The following is a 19,944-nucleotide window of genomic DNA, read 5'->3' on the forward strand; positions in this document are numbered from 1 at the left end:
TTGTAACTTGTTCTGTTTATAGTCCGCTAATTCCTAAAACTCTATGATTAAGACCGAACGACTTTCCAAGCGATTCGGCAGCGTAAATGCTGTCGAAAACCTGACGATTGAGGTAGCATCTGGTGAAATATTTGGTTTTCTAGGACCTAACGGTGCTGGAAAAACTACTACTATTCGGTTGCTTTCCGGTTTAATCGCTCCAAGTGGCGGTAAAGCATGGGTTAACGGATTTGAACTAGGCAAACAAAACGATAAAGTACGCGCTTCTATAGGGTTGCTTACCGAAACGCCCGGTTTGTACGAGCAATTATCTGCCTTAGATAATATGCTTTTCTATGCCGAATTGTACACCCTATCGAAATCTGAAGCGCGACAACGTGTACAGGAAGCGCTTGAATGGCTATCCTTATGGAACAGGCGGAATGACCAAGTTATTACCTTTAGTAAGGGAATGAAGCAAAAACTGGCTATTGGTAGGGCATTGCTGCATCGTCCGCAAATTTTGTTTCTGGATGAGCCAACTGCCGGGTTGGATGCCGAATCCGCCAGAACTGTACGTGATGCGATTGTTACTTTAAAGAATACAAAGCGGACGATTTTTCTATCTACCCATAACATGGATGAGGCGGACAAGCTTTGCGAACGTATTGGCATTTTCAAGAACCGTTTGATTCAAGTCGATTCTCCCAGAAACCTGCGTCGTCGCTTTGGGGTCAATTCTCGAAGAGTTCGGGTACAATTGCGCTCAGAAGTTACCGAACTACAGTCAGAAATTAGCAAATTGCCATTTGTTCAGCAGGTAGAACTGGAATCTAATAATATTAATCCAGAAAACGTTTATAATATATATATATCGCTCGATGACCCTGATAACCAGAATCCACAACTGGTAAAACGCCTTGTTGAACTTGGCGCAGAAATTCAGTATGTAGAAGAACAGACGGCAACCCTTGAAGATGTATATTTGAATTTAACACATTAAAACACAACTAGATGATTAATTCGTCCAAACCTACTACACAATTAGATTTCCTGTCTTTGCAAGCACTCGTAATGCATGCTCCTATCGGAATGATTGCAACTGGCGGTTCCAGTCATAAGGTTTTGGTTGGAAACGAAAGATACTTCAATATAATCTATTGGAGAACGCCAGAGCAGATTATCGGGCATACTATTGCTGAAATATATGATTATCATTCTGGTACTGAATCTATTGTTGAAGCATTGGATTACGTTTATCAAACTAAAGAACCGTTGGTATTTCGCGACCTTTCTTATAATATTCCTCAACATAGTCAAGACCCCAACCCTCTTTATTTATCTATACATATCTTTCCATATGCCTCTCCCGATAATTTGGAGCAGATTGCCGGGTTAACGCTTTATTTTTTTGATACTACCAATGAAGTTCAAAGCCGAAAACACAGTCAGGATACTGCTTCAGCGGATTATGAAAGAGCGCGAGAATTTGAAATTATTTTTAACAATATCAAAGACGGTGTAATGTTATCGGATTTGAACCGCAATATTATTTGGATGAATCCTGAAGCTTACCGTTTGATGGGTGTGGATAGAGATTACATTGCCAGAGACCCCGGTCTCGATGACAGAAGACTTATCCCTTATGGGCTGGATGGACAATATCTTGACCACTATGACCTACCTGCCCCTCGTGCGCGGCTAGAAAAACGCACAGTTGAGGGTGCGCTTATCTGGCAACGTTCCGATGGTTCTAAGGTAGCTCTGAATATGGTTTCCGTACCGATAATAAACAATGATGGTCAAGTATCAATGGTGGTTAGTGTCTTTCGGGATATTGGTCCTCGTATTGAGGCTGAACGAATTCAAAAAGAATTACTTCAAAATCTTGAGATGGAACGCAGCCGATTGGATGCTATCGTAAACGATATTAGGGAAGGGATACTGGTAATAAGGATTGACGGCAATATCATTTTGATAAGTAGGCGTTTAGCCAATCGAATAAGCCGTAGTAGCATAGATTTTGTTGGCAAGTCTTTTGAAAGGATTGTGGACGAATACGAGGCATTAATAAATAATGTCGAAAGCTTCAGGCTGTGGGTCAAAAAAGTAATGTCAGCGCCTGAGAAGAATCATGAATTTGAAATCAGTATGCGTGAGCCATTTGGGGTAGAGTTGAAACTTATTACCTTCCCGATTTATGATGCTCGCCAAGAAGTGATGGCTTGGGGCTTGCTTATTGAAAACATTACCGCGCAAAAGCGAGCGCAAAACCTTAGAAGCCAGTTTGTAGCTACTGCTAGTCACGAATTACGAACTCCTATGACCGGGATAGTTGGTTTCGCCGAGTTGCTTTTAAATCGTGATGTTAAACCTGAATTACGTAGTAAATGGATTGGCAATATATATCAGGAAAGTATGCGGGTAAGCAAAATTATTGACAGCATGCTGAATATCTCAAAAATTGAGGCAGGGGCGCTTGAACTTAACCGAAACCAATTTAATCTTTATTCATTGCTACAGAGCGTTATTGAGCTTGTTTTATCTTCACATGATGGGCGTGAAATTAAAGTTAATCTGAATAATATCAAAGCGTCTGAAACCAATATCCATGCCGATAAAGAAAAACTTGGGGATGCCCTAAATAGATTGATTAGTAATGCTCTTAAATTCAGCGACAAAAGCAAGTCGGTAGAAATAAGTGTATCTTGTTTGTTAGGCGACTATTTTGAGAATTCAGCCAATTTACCCAAACCTTCTCTATCATCTGTTACTCAAAGCGCATGGTTTATGGTGGCTATCCGCGACTTCGGAATCGGTATTGATGAAGAAGATTTGCCTGGTATTTTTGAGCCCTTTTACCGAACTAAAAATCCCCCCGAAATTGTTCAGCGAGGCAGCGGCTTGGGCTTAGCTCTTACCAAGAAATTGATTGAACTGCATAACGGGCATTTATGGGTTAACAGTAAGCCCTGTGTTGGCTCCACCTTTTTTATAATGTTACCATCGCTCCACTAAGTCCGGCGGTTACGCTTGCGGGAAAAGCGACGGCGGGCGCTATTATCAACCGGTACTTCATCGGTTTCTTCGTCCTCCTCATCAAGAAGTTGCATAAGCTTGGTTTGAGCTTCAACGCTATTATCTTGTTTAGGTTGTTGCTCTTCAGTTAGAGTTTCTAGTTCCTCTTTTACCACTCCAAAGCCGACATTATAGATTTGCTCAACTACACCCCTTCTCATCATATGCCGTGCTTCTGAAAGCACTGGTATTAGATTGTTGTTCGGATCGTGCATCCGCAGCATATCCTGTACCTGCCGCATCAAGTCAAGAGTTTTGTTAAAGGTGATGATAATATCGCCTTCTGCCAATTGCATTTTTTCCAAAATGCTGGAAAGGCTAACGCCTCTGCACCAAGCTCTTGCTGCCCCAAAGTAGTAAATATTATAACCATTCGTGATTTGCAGTTCATTCTGACGCTCAACGGCAAAGATTTCTCGTTCAAGCTCATCGAGTTTTTTACGCAATTCATTTAAAGGTCTCGAAAGTACAAAGCGATTAAGAAATTCAAAATCCCGGTCGTAGGCGAACCAGCTAAAAACTTCAGCCAAATCTTGCGGCTGTAGCCCTTCCAGCCAACCTCGACTAACCATCTCGATTATTATTAAGCCATTGGTATCAAATACATCCCTTAGCCACAAACTTTTCTCTGAGGGATAGCCTTCCTTATCTATAAAATTAAAGCGTTTGAGAACTGAAATTAACCCATTAAGCGTTCCCCGCAGCCTACCTTCCTCATAATGCTTGCGCTCATCGTAAAGTTTTTGCGCTTCATCGCGTGCTAGCAATAACCGCGCCGAATCTTTTTGCAGTGAGCGGTGTTTTTTTCGCACATCGCAACTATGGCAAGGGTGTTTTTGTTCTTGCTCTTTTAATTCTAGGCTTAACTCTTTAGTTTGCTGAGCGCGATTCTGAACTTTTATAAGGGTGGGGGTGTATTTATTTGAGGCTTCCTGTCGTGCTTCTCGTAACCATGTTGCTAAATCGGGCAGGGCGATTTGGCGCAATTGCTCGCTAATAGCGTTCAGTTCCTCAGCAGTCGCACATTCGGTTATACTAAAATCCGAACGTTCGATTTTCAAAAGAGAATCTGGTAAGGTAATTTGGAAACGTTCTGGCGGCAAATAATCAATTGTGCGGTATTCGTCCAGTTTGACGGTTTTATCCCCGAATATGAATAATCCAATCCCGCCTTCGCTGCTTCGCCCTATGTAGATGCCCCAACCATTTTGCTCACAATGAATCAATGTACCCGGTGGGAGAGTGCGGAAAATTTGGCGCAGTGTTTCCCGCATTGGGCGATGCCATGGAGTTTCATCTAGCTTTTTCCTTAACCGGATTTCTTCTTCTATCGCCCTTCTTTCCTCATTACGGTTTTCCTGAATTTTGTGTCCAAGGCTGTCATATTCATGCAATAGTTCTTCGCCTTCGGGTAAACCACTAAGGCAGCCGACCTTTGCCAAATCATAAGTTTTTTGAGTATGTTGCACTTCCAACGCTAATTCCCGTAAACGTCTGCTCTGCTGAAATTCCATCAGGCTATTGCGTAGAATTTGCAAAATGCGCTCACCGGAGGGGGGGTCATACAGATTTAATACCGAGTTGTAGCGTACAGAAAAGGCGCTTTCCACCGGTAATAGCGGTCCGGTGGCGATTAGAATCGTTTCTTCAAATGTAATCCATGGGCTGTATGGTACTACCACATGTCCCTGCACATCGAGTCCACGCCTACCGGCGCGACCTGCCATTTGCTGAAATTCGTTAGGAATAAGCGGTCGTCTAGTTTGCCCGTCAAATTTTGTTAACCTGCCAATAACTACCGTTTTTGCGGGCATATTAACCCCTAATGCCAGCGTATCGGTAGCAAATACCACATTCATCAAGCCTTTGCTGAATAATTCCTCTACCAATTGCTTTAAAATCGGCAACAACCCCGCATGATGAAAACCAAAACCACGCCTTACCAGCGTTATGATAGTTTTAACCTGTTGGATTTTTCGGTCTTCTTCATCCAAATAATTGAGATAACGTGTACATACTTCATCAATTTGCGCTAGAGTTTTGGGGTCACGGGAGGAGCTATGCCGATTTAACGCTACCAATTCGGCAGCTACTTCGCAATCGTTACGACTGAACATGAAATAAATTGCGGGCAACATTCCGCCCTGTTCTAGGGCTTCAACTATGTCACGTTGGGTAGGTTCTGGGCGCTCACGTTTGCGCTCATCCGTTTCTGGGTCTCGCAATTCACGGAGTCGGTTGCGGAATCCGCGTTTGGCTTCTCCACCTACACCTTTGAAGTCAACAACCTTTTTGCCTTCATTATTAATGATTTGATTTAGCTTGCCATCGAGAAAGTAATACAGTGCAAGCGGAATACTCCGTTTGGTATGACTTATCAACCGAGTGGGTCGGTGAGTTTGGCTTATCCAGCTTGCTACTTCCTGAGCATTGCTAATTGTGGCGGATAAACAAACCAATTGAATATTTTTAGGACAGAGGATAATAGACTCTTCCCAAGTTGTACCACGTTCGCTATCTGCAAGATAATGTATTTCATCAAATACCACGCAAGTAGTATGAGTAAATTCCGAAGGTGATTGCAATAACATGTTACGCATCACTTCAGTAGTCATTACAATAATGTGACCACCGGGATTCTCAATAATATCGCCGGTCAGCAGCCCAACTGCATCTCCATATTGTTCACGCAAGTCTTTGAATTTTTGATTGCTGAGGGCTTTTATAGGGGTGGTATAGAAAACACGTTTACGTTGAGTGTATGCCCGAAAAATACCAAACTCGGCAACAACTGTTTTTCCAGTACCAGTAGGGGCAGTTACCATTACCGATTCGCCTACTGCCAGCGCCCGAATCGCCTCTTCCTGAAATGGGTCAAGGGGGAAAGGATAACGCTTCCGAAATTGCGCTATCATCTCTTCACTTTCTACGTCCAAGTTATCCTCTTATCACGGACTTTATTAAGTCTCCTTTTTTATTACTTCAAAGCATGATAATAATGCTTCACAAGGTAAATGTAAAGTGAAATGGGGATTTCGGCAGGGAAAATGCGGTTAGCTCAAACTTCTCGCAAAGAGATACAGCAAGTGTGTAAATTTAAAGTAATGCTAGGTTTACTGTAAGGTCATTAGAGATGGGATCTATTTCCCTTCTGAAGAAATGAGTATCCTTTCAGCTTAAATCTGCTAGAATACAAACTGCCATAAATGCTCATTCTAATATAAATGAAAGGATAACCGACTTGGAAATGCGAAAACTGGGACGCACCGGGTTAAAGGTTGCGCCTATTTGCTTTGGCGGAAATGTTTTTGGCTGGACGATTGATGAAGCAACTTCCTTCAAGGTACTTGATACTTACCTAGAAGAAGGTGGTAACTTTATAGATACTGCTGATGTTTATTCGGCGTGGGCGCCGGGTAATAGCGGAGGTGAGTCCGAAGTTATTCTGGGTAACTGGATGAAAGCCCGCAATAATCGGGATGCGCTCGTCATTGCTACAAAAGTTGGCAGTCCAATGGGTAAAGACCCTAACCGGCGCGGTCTTTCCAGAAGACGTATTGTGGAAGCGGTGGAAGAATCTTTAAAACGCCTCCAAACCGATTACATAGACCTTTACCAATCGCATATTGATGATGCTGATACGCCCCTCAATGAAACCTTGCGTGCCTATGATGATTTGGTAACACAGGGTAAGGTGCGCTATATCGGGGCTTCCAATTATTCCTCTTGGCGTTTAACCCGTGCGCTTTGGGAGAGCGATAAACATGAGTTCGTCCGGTATGATTGCTTGCAACCTGTTTATCACCTGATGAACCGAGCAGAGTTTGAGCGCGAATTGGAACCGCTTTGCCTTGACCAGCAAATTGGGGTTATCAACTATTCTTCATTAGCAAGCGGCTTCTTGACCGGGAAATATCGCCCCGCAAAAGATTTGCCCAAAACTCCTCGCGCCCTCAACATACAGGCTCGTTATATGAACGAAAAGGGCTTTGGCTTATTGGAAAAGATGGATAAAATAGCGGAAAGCCACAATGCCACTCATTCTCAAATTGCGTTGGCGTGGCTATTGGCGCGTCCTGTAATTACTGCCCCCATTGCCAGCGCGACCTCTGTTGAGCAAACCCGTGAGTTGATGGGCGCAGTTTCGCTTAAGCTGGAAAAAGAAGCAATAGCAGAACTCGATGCTGCCAGTTCTTGGAAATAAGCTTTTTCCAAATGCGCTTTTTTACTCGCCAATTCAGTTACAAGAAAGGAATTGTCCCCTATAAAACGGTTCTCAAAGGGGTTCAGGCAAGGGGCTTAAGCCCCTTGTTTTAATTTGGATTGGTATGGGTGCCTCGCGATACGCCCTTGTTGGGACAGGACATATTACCAGCTACTTTCCCCGGTAGGGAAGAGCTTACCTCCGTTCAAGATGCCGTTCGGGTCAAAGGTCGTTTTTATACGGCGCATAAGCTCGACTTGCTCTGCGCCCAACGCTTCCATCATAAACTCTTTCTTGAGCAAGCCGATGCCGTGTTCGCCGGAGAGTGTGCCTCCCAAGCGTACTGCCAGTCGGAAGATTTCGGCGGCAGCAGCATGCACTCTTTCCATCTCTTGTGGGTTGCGCCTATCGCATAGCATATTGGGATGCAGGTTGCCATCTCCGGCATGACCGAAAACTGGAATGGGTAGGCTAAAACGCTCGGCGATTTCGGCAATACCTCGCACTAATTCAGGTAGGGCGCTGCGGGGTACTGAAATATCCTCGCCCAATTTGTTAGGTCGGCGGCGTGCCAATGCAGGAGAAACTGCTCGCCGCGCTTCCCACAGCTTATCGTTTTCGCTGTCATCCGCTGCTACTCTCACGGAAGTTGCGCCACACTCGCGGCAGATTTGCGCTACCGCTTCGGTTTCGGAAAGCAGAATTTGCTCGTAATTGCTATCCATTGCAAACAGCAAAAGTGCGCCCGCATCGAGGGGCAACCCAGCAGGTTTAAATTCTTCTACGCAACGAATAGTAAGGTTGTCCATCAATTCGATGGAAGCGGGCAACAAGCCGCTTTCCATAATTTGGGTGACGGCTACGCTGGCGCTTTCCACGCTAGGGAAGGTGGCAAGGGCAGTACGTTTGTACTTGGGCAAGGGTATTAGCTTAAGGGTAATGCGGGAAACGATGCCAAGCGTGCCTTCCGCCCCTACAAATAGATGTCGCAAGTTATAGCCGGTAGCGATTTTTACCATTTTACCGCCGGTATGGATTATTTCTCCAGTAGGCAATACCACTTCCAATGCTCGCACGTAATCGCTGGTAACGCCGTATTTTAGGCAACGCGCCCCACCCGCATTTTCTGCGATGTTTCCGCCAATAGCCGATTGTTTGAGGCTAGAAGGGTCAGGCGGGTAAAATAACCCTACCTTCTCGACCGCTTTTTGAAGGGCAAAGGTTATAACGCCCGGTTCTACTACCGCCACGCTATTTTCGGTATCTATCTCCAGAATGCGATCCATCAAAGTGAGGGCAAGGGCAATACCGCCCTGTTGCGGCACCGAACCGCCGGACAAGCCACTGCCTGCCCCGCGAGGCGCAACCGGGATTTTATAGCGATTCGCCAGTTTCAGAACTTCCGAGATTTCCGCCGCACTTTTGGGCAATATCACCACCTGCGGGGGGCTTTCAATCCAAGTGGCATCATAGGAATAAGCTATCAAATCTTCGGGCGAGGTGAGGGTGCGCTCATGCCCGGTGATAGCTTGCAGAGCTACAATAACTTCAGGCGGCAAGGTTTTGGGTTTTTCCTCTATCATTGGCTTTCCTCCTTGCGATACGCCTCGTCCAGAATTTGTACGATATGGCGCACTTTCATACTTTTCTTTTTTCGCTTCAGCCCGGCTTCAAGCTGAATATGGCAACCCGGATTAGCAGTGCATAGCGCTTCTGCGCCGGTGGCAAGGGCATTATTGAGTTTGCGATCTACTAGTTCGTTGGCGATAGTCGGGTTAAGCAGGTTATACACCCCCGCGCTACCACAGCAAAGCGAAGAGTCTTCCATTTCCTTGAGGCGCAAACCGGGAATAGCTTTGAGCAAGCGGCGCGGTTGGCTAGTAATGCGCTGTGCGTGCGCCAAGTGGCAGGGTTCTTGGTAGGTTACTTCTAGGTCAAGGTTTGCGGTGGGTGGGGTGAAGCCGGTTTCCGCCAGATATTCGCTCACATCCCGTACTTTGCGGGAAAAAGTAATAGCGCGTTCGCTCCACTCTGGGTCGTCATGCAGCAAATGGTCATATTCTTTTAGGGCTGCTCCACAACCTGCTGCATTAATGATTATATATTCTGTATCGCTTTGCTCGAAAGCGGCAATATTACGCCGGGCTAAATCTTGCGCTCCGCTTGTATCGCCGGAGTGAATGTGCAATGCTCCGCAGCACCATTGTTCTTTTGGCACTTCCACGGTTGCGCCGTTTTTTGCTAGAACTCGCCCGGTTGCGCTGTCAATGCCGGAGAAAGCGGTACTCATTATACATCCGGCGAAAAGCGCGACCTTGTGTTTTTCCTTGCCTTGCGCTTGCCAGCCTTTTTGACCGGGGCGCACAAAGGGAAAATCAATATGCGGCAACATTTCTTCCATAGCGGCAAGACGCAAGAGTTTGAGAATACCCGATTTACGCGCCAGCCATTGCAAGCCACTACGCTGGTATAGCAGCATTGTGAAGGCGAACGCCACAAAAAGCCAACGCCGGAAGAACAGTCCCCGCAAGGCGATGGCGCGTATCAAGCGCACCCGCATGCTGTAGTGAAGCGCACGCTTTTCTTCAATTTGTTCGCGTGCGTTTTCCACCAATTTGCCGTATTGCACCCCGCTAGGACACACTGCTTCACAAGCGCGACAATCGAGGCATTCGTATATTTGGGAAACTACGCCCTCATCCATTAGGTTCAGGTTGCCTTTGTTGACGGCGTTAAGTATGGAGATGCGCCCGCGTGGGGAACTGGTTTCAACGCCCTTGACCACATAGGTGGGGCAAGTGGCAAGGCAAAGCCCGCAGCGCACACAATTATCAATTATTTTCTGGTCAAAAGTATTGTCAGTCATTTTTTGTTTTTTAGTTATCTACCGCCTAAGCGGAACGCTTATTAATAGGGTTAATCTTAGTAAGTTTAGTTTATCACAAAAGTAATGGCACAGTTACGGGTGTGGCAAGTTTTTTTGCAAAATCAGGTCGAACCTGAACGAAAATATTTTTAGTTTGAATGTGATTGCAAAATTTTCTGCCACACCCCACAGTTACAAATACTATTGGGTTGGCTAAATCTTGGTCATGCTGGTAAACTACTATTAAGAGTATTTGTCCCATTTCAGGGCAAGGTCGGAGCAATTCCGCACAACGTAAGCTCAAAGGTGAGTTTCACGCTTTTGATAAGGAGGGTATATGTTGCTAACTTCGCGGTTTGAGGACGCGCTCGTTTTCGCTGCCAAACTTCACAACAAGCAGATTCGCAAAGGTACTGAGATTCCTTATGCCTCGCATTTGCTAGCGGTGGCAAGTATCGTGATGGAACACGGTACATCTGAGGATGAGGTAATCGCCGCGTTACTACACGATGCGGTGGAAGATCAAGGTGGGCTAGAAACGCTGGAACTAATCCGGCAAAATTTCGGCGATGCTGTGGCGCAAATTGTGCTTGGCTGCTCTGACTCTTTCGAGATGCCAAAACCGCCATGGCGAGAACGCAAGGAAAAATATCTGGCGCATATTGCGGAAGCGTCCTCCTCTATTTTGCTGGTATCAGCCTCCGACAAGTTGCATAATGCGCGGTCAACTTTGAGTGATTTCCGTTCGCACCAGCACGCTGTATGGGAGAGGTTTCGCGGCGGCATGGACGGGATGCTGTGGTATTTCCGGGAATTGGTAGAACAGTTCCGAGGGCGTGTTCCAGAAAGCTTGTTGCGAGAGCTTGATTTGGTGGTGAGTGACCTAGAAAGAGAAGCGCATAAGGAGTGAAACTAATCTTGACTCTATAGCGTATAATATAATGTACAAACGACCATGGGGCTGCCCGGTTTCGACAGGGAGTGAGGGTCTATAGATGCAAGCCGAGGCGCTTTACCCTCGTAAAAATGAAGCAAGCCATTAACTGGCAAAACTAATACACAGAAAGCCCCTGCGGCTTTCGCTTTCGCTGCTTAATAGTTAGCAGCCGTTCCGACAGATCCCGGTCCCGTGGAGCTGGTAGGGGCGTTGCAATAACGGGATGCGGTCAGGCAAGAGTTGGGTAACCTGATCAAAGACCACTCAATTTGAACGAGAAACCTTTGTCGGCTTAGTTTCTTAGTTCGAGATTAGAAGTCAACCAAGCTTGTGGATGAGTCTTTAGGTTTGACCTTTTTGGACGGGGGTTCAACTCCCCCCAGCTCCACCTTTTCTTTCCTTACAATCTTTGTTTTGATATTCCTCCGAAATTCTCTTACCATTGCGAAATGAACAGGTGAAAACCATTTTCAAAATGGCTGCTTGACATTCCCTCTCGCTCTGTCTAAACTTGAGTTTGCCGGATTAGCGGATAACCAAACTTTTACCCCGCCCCGGCAGAAATATGACACTATTACCACCACAACACGGGCTAAGCCTGTATCTGCATATTCCATTCTGCCGAACGCGCTGCACCTATTGCGATTTCAATATTTATACCAACCTGCGCCACCTCTACGAACCTTACACCGAAGCGTTGTGTCTCGAAGTGGAACGCACTTTGTCAGCGATTGCACGCCGCGCTTATCATCCGCTAATGCCTTTGCCGCCCGTTCCAGAAACTGATGATGCGCTTCTACCGTTATATATAGAGACGGTCTTTTTGGGCGGTGGCACACCTTCGCTGCTCTCTCCTACGTTGTTGGGACGCATCATGGCTTCAATTCGGCGTTTTGGGACAATTCGAGACGATGCAGAAATCACGCTGGAAGCAAACCCCGGCACGCTCAATCTGGAGAAATTAAAGTCGTTACGGGTGATGGGCATTAACCGCTTGAGTTACGGGGCGCAGACTTTTGATGACGCGCAACTGAAAAAGCTTGGACGCGCCCACGATAGCGCCGAAATCGGGCGTTCCTTTGCTTTAGCGCGAGAATCCGGATTTGATAATATCAGCCTTGACTTTATCTACGGTTTGCCCGGTGAGACGCTGGAAAGCTGGCGCGACACGTTGGATAAGGCTCTTGCGCTGGAGGCGGAACACCTCTCGCTCTATGGGCTGATTGTGGAGGAGAATACCTCGCTCGGAAAGCGGGTGTTAGCAGGCAAATTGCCTGTACCGGAGGACGATACTGCTGCCGATATGTACTTGTTGGCGTTGGAAAACTTGGCACAGGCGGGTTATGTGCAGTACGAGATTAGCAATTGGGCGCGGGGTAGCTTGGAAAAATACGCATCACGCCACAACCTGACCTATTGGTTAAACCGTCCTTATATCGGCTTCGGACCGGGGGCGCATTCTTGTTTCGCGGGTTATCGCTTTGCCGTCCTCAAAGACCCCCGCGAATATATTCAGCGAATACAAGCGGGTGAGAGCGTGATTGATACGACTGAAGCGGAAGAAGTTACACCTGAATTAAAACGAGCCGATACCGTGATTCTGGCGTGGCGCACCAACGCGGGGCTGGATTTGCAGGAGTTCAAGGCAGAGTTTGGCAAGCCGCTGGATGAGTTTTATCCCGGCAAGGTTGCCAGATTTCTCGAATTGGGTTTGCTAGAAGAAGGGCGCAATGCCGCAGACCACCCGATTTTACGCCTTACCGTGCGTGGGCGGTTGCTCAGTAATAATGTTTTTGTGGAGTTCTTGCCTGGGGATTAGTTATTTAGGATTAATTAGAAAGCGGGGCTGGGATGGAATACCGGGTTTTGTCCAGAGATGAAATTGAGCTAATGTATCGGATTGACCGCAGCGAGGTTATCGAGGAAACTTACTACAATCAAGACGGTATGCTCGAACTGAAGCAAGAATTTTACGATATGCCCGGCTTTGCTCCGGGCGAACTGGACAAACTGGTACGGCGCATCTATATGCTCTATGATGAGGGCGGCATTGTATTAGGTATGTTTGATGGGCAAACTATCGCCGGAATCGCTGCATTGGAAAACAAGTTTAGAGGCAGCAATAAAGACACAATGAATTTGCTGGCGTTATTTGTAAGCAAACCCTATCGCCATCAAGGAATCGGGCGTTGGTTGGTGGAAGGAATTGCCCAAAAAGCTTGGGATATAGGCGCAACAAAACTGTATATCTCTGCTACCCCTTCCCGAAATACGGTACAATTTTATATGGGGTTGGGCGCACAACTTGTAAGTGAGGTTGACCCGGAGTTATTTGAACTTGAGCCACACGATATTCATCTTGAGTTGGATATTCGCGTGCCTTGGTAGGCTTTTTATATAGTAGTAGATGAAGGGCTATGATGGTGAAATACAGGTTTGGCGGCGCGATTGTGATGTTGCTACTGGCGTTAATGCTGCTAAGCGCGTTTGACTTTCCAGTAGCGCAAGCGGCAGAGAACCGCGCCAGCGTGTTGTGGTATCAAGGCAGCGCAATAGAATTTAGCGGCTGGAAACTGGACGGCTTGCGTCTTGATGGTGAGGCTTTGACGCTCGACTCGGCGCATGCTAAAGTCGGCAATGACCCCTACACGCCCGGTAGCTATAGCGGCGGCAATTACTTTAACGGCGGCAGCTACTACTATGGAGAAGGGCTTGCCCCTTACTACGGTTCGCCCGGCGGTTTCAACAATGCGATTGCCAGTTGGAACGCCGATACGCCCCCCGGTTCGTGGGTAATGGTAAGTTTGCGTGCGTTGGTGAATGGACACTGGACAAAGTTTTACACGATGGGGGTGTGGGCTGCCGATACTGCCACCGTCCGTAGGCACAGTGTGGATGGGCAGAATGATGCGGATGGGCGGGTAGATACCGATACGCTATCGCTGAACTCGTCTGCCGCCGCTTTCCAACTAAAAGTGACTATGTACAGCGCGAACCCAAATCAGGCATTGCCCCGTCTGTGGCACGTTTCGGTCAATACGGTGCGAAACGGCGCAACTCCCCCTTTTAGCTCTGATAGAAAAGCATGGGGCAAGGATTTGCCTGTACCTGAGCGCAGCCAGATGATTTATCCCGATGGTGGGGAAGTTTGGTGCAGCCCCACTTCCCTTTCGATGGTAATGGCTTTTCTGGATGGCAAATACGGCTTAAGCGGCTTGACTCGCCCCGTGCCGCAAACTGCCGAGGCGACCTACGATTGGATTTACAAAGGTAACGGCAACTGGCTCTTTAACGTGGCGCATGCTACCACTGGGCTAAACGGCGCACTAAACGGCGCGGTGATGCGCTATCAATCGTTGGTGCAAGTGGAACGCTGGATTGAGCAAGGCTTACCCGTGATTGCCAGCGTGGCATATTCGCCCGGGCAATTGACCGGTTCGCCCATTAGCGCCACCGATGGGCATTTGCTGGTAATTCGCGGCTTCGATGGCAGCGGCAACCCAATTGTGAACGACCCCGCCAGCGACCCACGCAAAGGTCAGAGCGTCCGTATAGTATATCCTCGCGCCGCTTTCGAGCGTGTTTGGCAGAATGGTTCGGGTGGGGCGGTCTATTTGCTCTATCCTCGCAACGGCTGGACAGACCCGCGCAACTGGATTTCTCCCGATTATGTCGGCAATCAGTATGCCTACCCTGAAATCGGCAAACTTTGGGGCGATGCCGATGCCGCGACTCTGAACGGCAAGAGTCGGCGCGGTTGGGTATGGGGAACGGGACCCAGCGTTCCGGCTTTGTTGGAAAGTTACGATGAAGGGGTGGATGGGCAACGGGTGGTGCAATATTTTGACAAAAGCCGGATGGAAGTTACCAGTCCGCAAGGAGACCGCAACTCGCTGTGGTTTGTAACTAACGGCTTGCTGACCAAAGAACTGGTGTCGGGCAAGATGCAGGTGGGCAACGGGCGTTTTGAGAACCGCACTCCCGCCAATATTCCGGTAGCGGGCGACCCGGATAGTCCTCTAGCACCCACTTATGCTACCTTTGAGAACCTTGCCACGCTGCCCGGTTTTGAACAGGCGCGGCGTGCGACCAATCGCACCGGGCAATTTGTTAGCGATACGCTCGATAGGCAGGGCAATATTACGCAGGGTAGCTCTGGCGGGCTGAAATACGCTAATTATGACCCGCAATTGGGGCATAATATCCCGGATGCGCTGTGGAGTTGGATGAATAACCCCGCTCGAAGCGGCATTGACAACTGGGTTTTTGTGCTAGGCTATCCGATTAGTGAGCCTTATTGGGTGCAAGTGAATATTGGCGGGAAGCCGGCGCGGGTATTGGTGCAACTGTATGAGCGGCGCACCCTCACCTATAACCCCGCTAATCCGGTGGAATGGCAGGTGGAGATGGGCAATATCGGGCAGCACTATTACCGCTGGCGTTACGGCGGATGAGCAAGTACCGCGTTTGTGGTATAATTTTTAAGGTTAAGCTAGTATAAATTATAAATTTAAGGAATATAAATACTCCTAATGTGGACTTCTACCAAAATCGGAATTGACCTTGGTACCGCAAATGTGTTGGTATATGTAAAAGGCAAAGGAATTGTGCTAAGCGAGCCGAGCGTGGTGGCAATTTCAACCAAAGATAATCGCGTGTTACAGGTAGGCATGGCTGCCTATGAGATGATGGGGCGTACTCCTGAAACAGTCGAAGTGATTCGCCCAATGCAAAACGGCGTAATCGCGGACTACGTTGTTACCGAGGCGATGCTCAAGCACTTTATCAGTCGCGCTACAGGGCGGTTCGCTGTAGTAAAACCGGATGTGATGATATGTATTCCCGCCGGTGTTACTAACGTGGAGATGCGTGCGGTGCATGATGCCGCGATTCAAGCTGGCGCAAAACGCGCTTGGCTTATCCGCGAACCTCTGGCGGCGGCAATCGGCGCTCAAATCCCTATTGCCGAGCCAACCGGCAACATGGTAATTGATATTGGCGGCGGCACAACTGAAGTAGCGGTTATTTCCCTCTATGGTATCGTTACTAGCAATAGCATCAGGGTAGGCGGCAACAAAATGGATGATTCGATTGCCAACTACATCAAGCGCAAGTACAACCTGATGATTGGTGAGCGCACCGCCGAAGAAATCAAGATTCGCATTGGTAGCGCTATCCCAATGGAAGAAGAACTTTCGATGGAAGTACGTGGGCGCGATCAAGTGAGCGGTTTGCCGCGTACCGTCATTGTACGCAGCAACGAAATAACCGAAGCTTTGGCAGACCCGCTCGAATCTATTATCGGCGCGGTGCGAACGGTGCTAGAAGATACGCCACCGGAACTAGCCAGCGACATTATAGATCGCGGTATGGTTATGACGGGTGGCAGTAGCCAATTACGCAATATTAGCCAATTATTGGCAGACGTTACGGGTGTGCCATGCTACGTAGCAGACAACCCGATGAACTGTGTAGCCATCGGTACGGGCGTGGCATTGGAATATATTGACCTCTTGCGCGACTCCCTCAGTGGAGATTACTAATCAGAAAGTAACTACTCAGCCTGTACGAAAAGGGGTGCAGGGGAAATTCCCCGCCGGGGTAAATAAGGGTGTCCCCTATACTCCTTATCTCTCTTTCCCCTTGAGGGGGTTAGGGGGTGAGAAAAACGATTAATCTAAACTGGGTGTGGAAAACCACGCCCTGTATTTATTTTCAAGTGTATTTTTGCCAATCAGGATAAGGGAAGGGGCGGCTAAACTACGCGCCGCCCTGAAATTGGGAAGGTTTATAGACCGCTGACGGTCATATTATCTATGCGAATAGTGGGAGAGGAGATGCTAAAGAGAAATTCAAGGTCGTTGCCTACTTGCGTGACATTTGCCAGCATCTCTTTCATGTTACCCGCGATGTTGATTTCCGCCACCGGATATGCCAGTTTGCCGTTTTCAATCCACCAACCAACTGCACCGCGTGAGAAATCGCCTGTTACAGGGTTGTAGCCGAATCCAATCATCTCGGTGAGGAAAAGCCCTTCTTCCACTCCCGCGATAATTTCTTCCGGTGATGCTTTGCCCGGTTCAATATAGAAATTGGAAACACTTACCCCCGGTAGGCTACCAATACCGCCGGTAGCATTCCCGGTGGTTTTGTGGGCGGTTTTGCGAGCAGTATAGCTGTTGAAGATGAAGCCCTGAAATACGCCTTTGTCAAAAATATTCTTGCGATGTACCGCTACTCCTTCACCGTCAAAGGGTCGAGTGCCACGCAGACCGGGGCGCAAGGGGTCATCTACCAACGTGACTAAGTCAGAACCGATTTTTTGCCCCTCGAAAGGTATCAAAAAAGTAGAGCGTCGTTCTAGCGCCTCACCGCTCAGGCTACCCGCCAACGTGCCAAGCAAATCGCTGGCAACCATAGGATCCCATATTACCGGCATTTTTCTGGTTTTGACTTTACGCCCGCCAATCTTGTTTATAGCGCGTTGTGCGGCGATACGTCCCACTTCTTCAGGCGATTTCATTTCCTTGAAGTTGTTACTGATGGTAAACCACCAACCGTTTTGTTTCTTGCCTTCTGCATCATCCACTACGGCATCTAGCCCAAAGCTGCAATGGCTGGTTTTGTAAGTCCCGGCAAAGCCCAAGCTATTTACCAAACCTATCTGTCTTAGGTTGGTACTAAAAGTAGTGCCGCCGGTATTGTTAATGCGTGGGTCAAAGGCGAAAGCGGCATCCTCGCAACGGCGCACCATTTCCACCTTAACATCGGTTGGAATATCGCCAATCGCCGGGTCCCAGATGCCGAGATTTTCGTTATACTGGAAAGCCAAATCTTCCGGGTCGGGTAGTCCGGCGGCGGGGTCTGGGTCAGAAATCACCGCCATATCCATCGCCCGCAGCACCAAATCATCTAACGCAGCTTTGCTGAAATCGCTGGTGTAGGCTACCGCGGCACGTTTCTCACGGTAGAGCCGTAGCGAAAGGGCTTTTGGTTGCGCCTCATTTAGCAAGTCAACTTTGCCTTTGCGTAACTTCACGCCAGACTCATAGCCTTGCGAAAACAACACTTCCACTTCATCTGCTCCGGCTTCCAGCGCCTTTTTAACCACCGCCTCAGCCAGATTTAAATCTAGTTCTGTGTTTTCCATCCAATCCCCCTATGCGGCTGTGCCGCCAACCGTGATGCTGCTTACCAATACGCTGGGCATTCCCAAACTGACAGGTACGCTTTGTCCATTTTTACCGCACATACCGCCGTTTCCGGCTAACTGGAAGTCGTTCCCTACCATTGTGACTTTTGAAAGCACCTCAGGTCCATTGCCGATTAGGTTCACCCCTTTGACGGGAGTTGTAATCTTACCTTCTTCAATCATGTATGCTTCGGTTACGATAAACACGAAGTCCCCGCTATTTATATCAACTTGTCCGCCGCCGTATTCAACGCAATATAAGCCACGCGGCACAGCCTTGATTAAATCATCAAAAGGAGTTTCACCGTTCAGCATATAGGTATTGGTCATACGAGTCATCGGGTATTTGCGGAAACTCTCACGCCGCCCGTTGCCGGTAGGAGCAACGCTCATTTGGGCGCTACTGATGCGGTCTTGCATGTAGCCGCGCAACAAGCCGTTCTCAATCAGCACATTGTACTGGGTGGGATTGCCTTCATCATCAATATTGAGTGTGCCGCGAGTATGGGGAACAGTTCCATCATCTATCACCGTACACAGTTCAGATGCGACCTTTTCGCCTACCCTATCGCTGTAATTGCTGAGTTTCTTATAGTTAAAATCACCTTCCAGCCCGTGACCAACCGCTTCATGCAACAACACGCCCGATTCGCCTGCGCCCAACACCACCGGCATTATCCCGGCAGGCGCATCTATCGCGCCCAGATTGGTAACAGCCTGTTTCGCTGCAAATACGCCCACTTCTTCCGGTGAGATAATCTGGTCGAAATATTCCAGCCCTCGCCGCGCCGACGCGCTTTTAAAACCCCTTTCCCGCTTTCCGTCTTTCTCCGCGATTACGCTTGCGCGTATAGTAAAAAGCGGTTGCACATCGGCGGCAAGTCGCCCATCGCTGGTAGCAATCAGCACGCGCTTTAGCTCATCTGCAAATATAACCGATACTTTTGAAATCGAAGGGTCATGGGCGCGTGCCGCTTTATCAACCCGGCGAATAATTTCCAGCTTTTCAAGAGCGCGTGCATCAATGGTCGGTTTTTCAATGGGATAAAGGTTTGCGCCTGAAAGGATGGTCGCATCAATGGGGTTTACCTTGCCCTGAGATGAATTAGCAATTTGGGCGGCAGTAGTGGCGGCATGTTTCAGGCTTTCCACCGAGAAATCTTCGCTGTAGGCGTAACCAACAGCGTCGCCTTGTACTACTCGAATTCCCATGCCCTGTGTTATTCCCCCGCTGGATTGGCGCACCGCTTGGTCTTCGTAGTTAAGAAGGCTAGTTTGGCGATATTCGCTGTAAAGCTCGGCAAAATCACCGCCTCTGCTCATGGCAACTGCCAGCAGGTCATTTAAAATGGTTTGATCTATTCCATAGCGGGCTTGGAAAAATCCGAGCGCGGCTTGTGCATTTTCGGTGGTCATTTATATACTCCTTATTTAAGTCTGCTAATTCTCTCCAACAGATTAGGAGATTATACCAATGCCTTTTAGTTAGGGCAATTAGTTTTCCGATTTTAGCAAGGCTGTTGCAAGAAAGAAATTGCCCCTATAAAACGGTTCTCAAAGCGGGTCAGGCAAGGGGCTTAAGCCCCTTGTTTGCGCGAATACCACGCCTTTGCCTGAATGAATTTATTTAGTAGAGCGAGTTTATCAAACTACCATAAATTTATGAAGTCCTAGTACCAAACCTACCA

General features: G+C 48.0%; 13 protein-coding genes and 1 other RNA gene. 9 read left to right on the forward strand and 5 right to left on the reverse strand.

Annotated elements, in window-relative coordinates; all coding sequences use genetic code 11:
• The first annotated feature begins 43 nt into the window (after nucleotides 1-43).
• On the forward strand, nucleotides 44-982 hold the full coding sequence (locus tag WCK19_RS01570; protein WP_342395592.1) for an ABC transporter ATP-binding protein: 939 nt from the start codon (nucleotides 44-46) through the stop codon (nucleotides 980-982).
• 11 nt (nucleotides 983-993) lie between these two features.
• Nucleotides 994-2,997, forward strand: a complete 2,004-nt coding sequence (locus WCK19_RS01575) for an ATP-binding protein (protein WP_342395593.1) — start codon at nucleotides 994-996, stop codon at nucleotides 2,995-2,997.
• On the opposite strand, the gene WCK19_RS01580 is transcribed toward WCK19_RS01575, so the two are convergent.
• Entirely contained in the window at nucleotides 2,994-5,993 is a 3,000-nt protein-coding gene (locus WCK19_RS01580) for a DEAD/DEAH box helicase (RefSeq protein WP_342395594.1), read from the reverse strand. The two genes, WCK19_RS01575 and WCK19_RS01580, sit on opposite strands and share 4 nt — an antisense overlap.
• A gap of 311 nt (nucleotides 5,994-6,304) precedes the next feature.
• Between WCK19_RS01580 and WCK19_RS01585 the strand changes: the two genes are divergently transcribed.
• Nucleotides 6,305-7,261, forward strand: coding sequence for an aldo/keto reductase (locus WCK19_RS01585; RefSeq protein WP_342395595.1), 957 nt, complete (start codon nucleotides 6,305-6,307; stop codon nucleotides 7,259-7,261).
• Between the two features lie 164 nt (nucleotides 7,262-7,425).
• On the opposite strand, the gene WCK19_RS01590 is transcribed toward WCK19_RS01585, so the two are convergent.
• On the reverse strand, nucleotides 7,426-8,844 hold the full coding sequence (locus tag WCK19_RS01590; protein WP_342395596.1) for an FAD-linked oxidase C-terminal domain-containing protein: 1,419 nt from the start codon (nucleotides 8,842-8,844) through the stop codon (nucleotides 7,426-7,428).
• On the reverse strand, nucleotides 8,841-10,127 hold the full coding sequence (locus WCK19_RS01595; RefSeq protein ID WP_342395597.1) for a (Fe-S)-binding protein: 1,287 nt from the start codon (nucleotides 10,125-10,127) through the stop codon (nucleotides 8,841-8,843). Before WCK19_RS01595 ends, WCK19_RS01590 begins: the two co-directional genes overlap by 4 nt.
• Before the next feature lie 337 nt (nucleotides 10,128-10,464).
• Here WCK19_RS01595 and WCK19_RS01600 point away from each other — a divergent pair, with 337 nt between their 5' ends.
• From WCK19_RS01600 to WCK19_RS01625, 6 genes are all read left to right on the forward strand, one after another.
• Nucleotides 10,465-11,037 carry an HD domain-containing protein gene (locus WCK19_RS01600; RefSeq protein ID WP_342395598.1) on the forward strand — a complete coding sequence of 191 codons (573 nt, stop codon included), beginning with the start codon at nucleotides 10,465-10,467 and terminating at the stop codon, nucleotides 11,035-11,037.
• A gap of 47 nt (nucleotides 11,038-11,084) precedes the next feature.
• Nucleotides 11,085-11,455: a transfer-messenger RNA gene (gene ssrA / locus WCK19_RS01605) on the forward strand.
• Between the two features lie 174 nt (nucleotides 11,456-11,629).
• Nucleotides 11,630-12,883 (forward strand): radical SAM family heme chaperone HemW, encoded by a 1,254-nt coding sequence (gene hemW / locus WCK19_RS01610; RefSeq protein WP_342395599.1) that lies wholly within the window; start codon nucleotides 11,630-11,632, stop codon nucleotides 12,881-12,883.
• Nucleotides 12,884-12,915: 32 nt separating this feature from the next.
• A complete protein-coding gene (locus WCK19_RS01615) occupies nucleotides 12,916-13,452 on the forward strand; it encodes a GNAT family N-acetyltransferase (protein ID WP_342395600.1) in 537 nt (178 codons plus the stop codon).
• A 29-nt stretch (nucleotides 13,453-13,481) separates the two neighbouring features.
• Complete coding sequence (locus WCK19_RS01620; RefSeq protein ID WP_342395601.1) at nucleotides 13,482-15,518, forward strand: C39 family peptidase; 2,037 nt, start codon at nucleotides 13,482-13,484, stop codon at nucleotides 15,516-15,518.
• 78 nt (nucleotides 15,519-15,596) lie between these two features.
• Nucleotides 15,597-16,607 (forward strand): rod shape-determining protein, encoded by a 1,011-nt coding sequence (locus WCK19_RS01625; RefSeq protein ID WP_342395602.1) that lies wholly within the window; start codon nucleotides 15,597-15,599, stop codon nucleotides 16,605-16,607.
• A gap of 245 nt (nucleotides 16,608-16,852) precedes the next feature.
• On the opposite strand, the gene WCK19_RS01630 is transcribed toward WCK19_RS01625, so the two are convergent.
• Together WCK19_RS01630 and WCK19_RS01635 are read right to left on the reverse strand one after the other, a co-directional pair.
• On the reverse strand, nucleotides 16,853-18,214 hold the full coding sequence (locus tag WCK19_RS01630; RefSeq protein WP_342395603.1) for a TldD/PmbA family protein: 1,362 nt from the start codon (nucleotides 18,212-18,214) through the stop codon (nucleotides 16,853-16,855).
• 9 nt (nucleotides 18,215-18,223) lie between these two features.
• A complete protein-coding gene (locus WCK19_RS01635) occupies nucleotides 18,224-19,672 on the reverse strand; it encodes a metallopeptidase TldD-related protein (protein ID WP_342395604.1) in 1,449 nt (482 codons plus the stop codon).
• Between the last annotated feature and the right edge of the window lie 272 nt (nucleotides 19,673-19,944).

This window comes from Candidatus Chlorohelix sp. (assembly GCF_037138995.1).
Lineage (GTDB): Bacteria > Chloroflexota > Chloroflexia > Chloroheliales > Chloroheliaceae > Chlorohelix.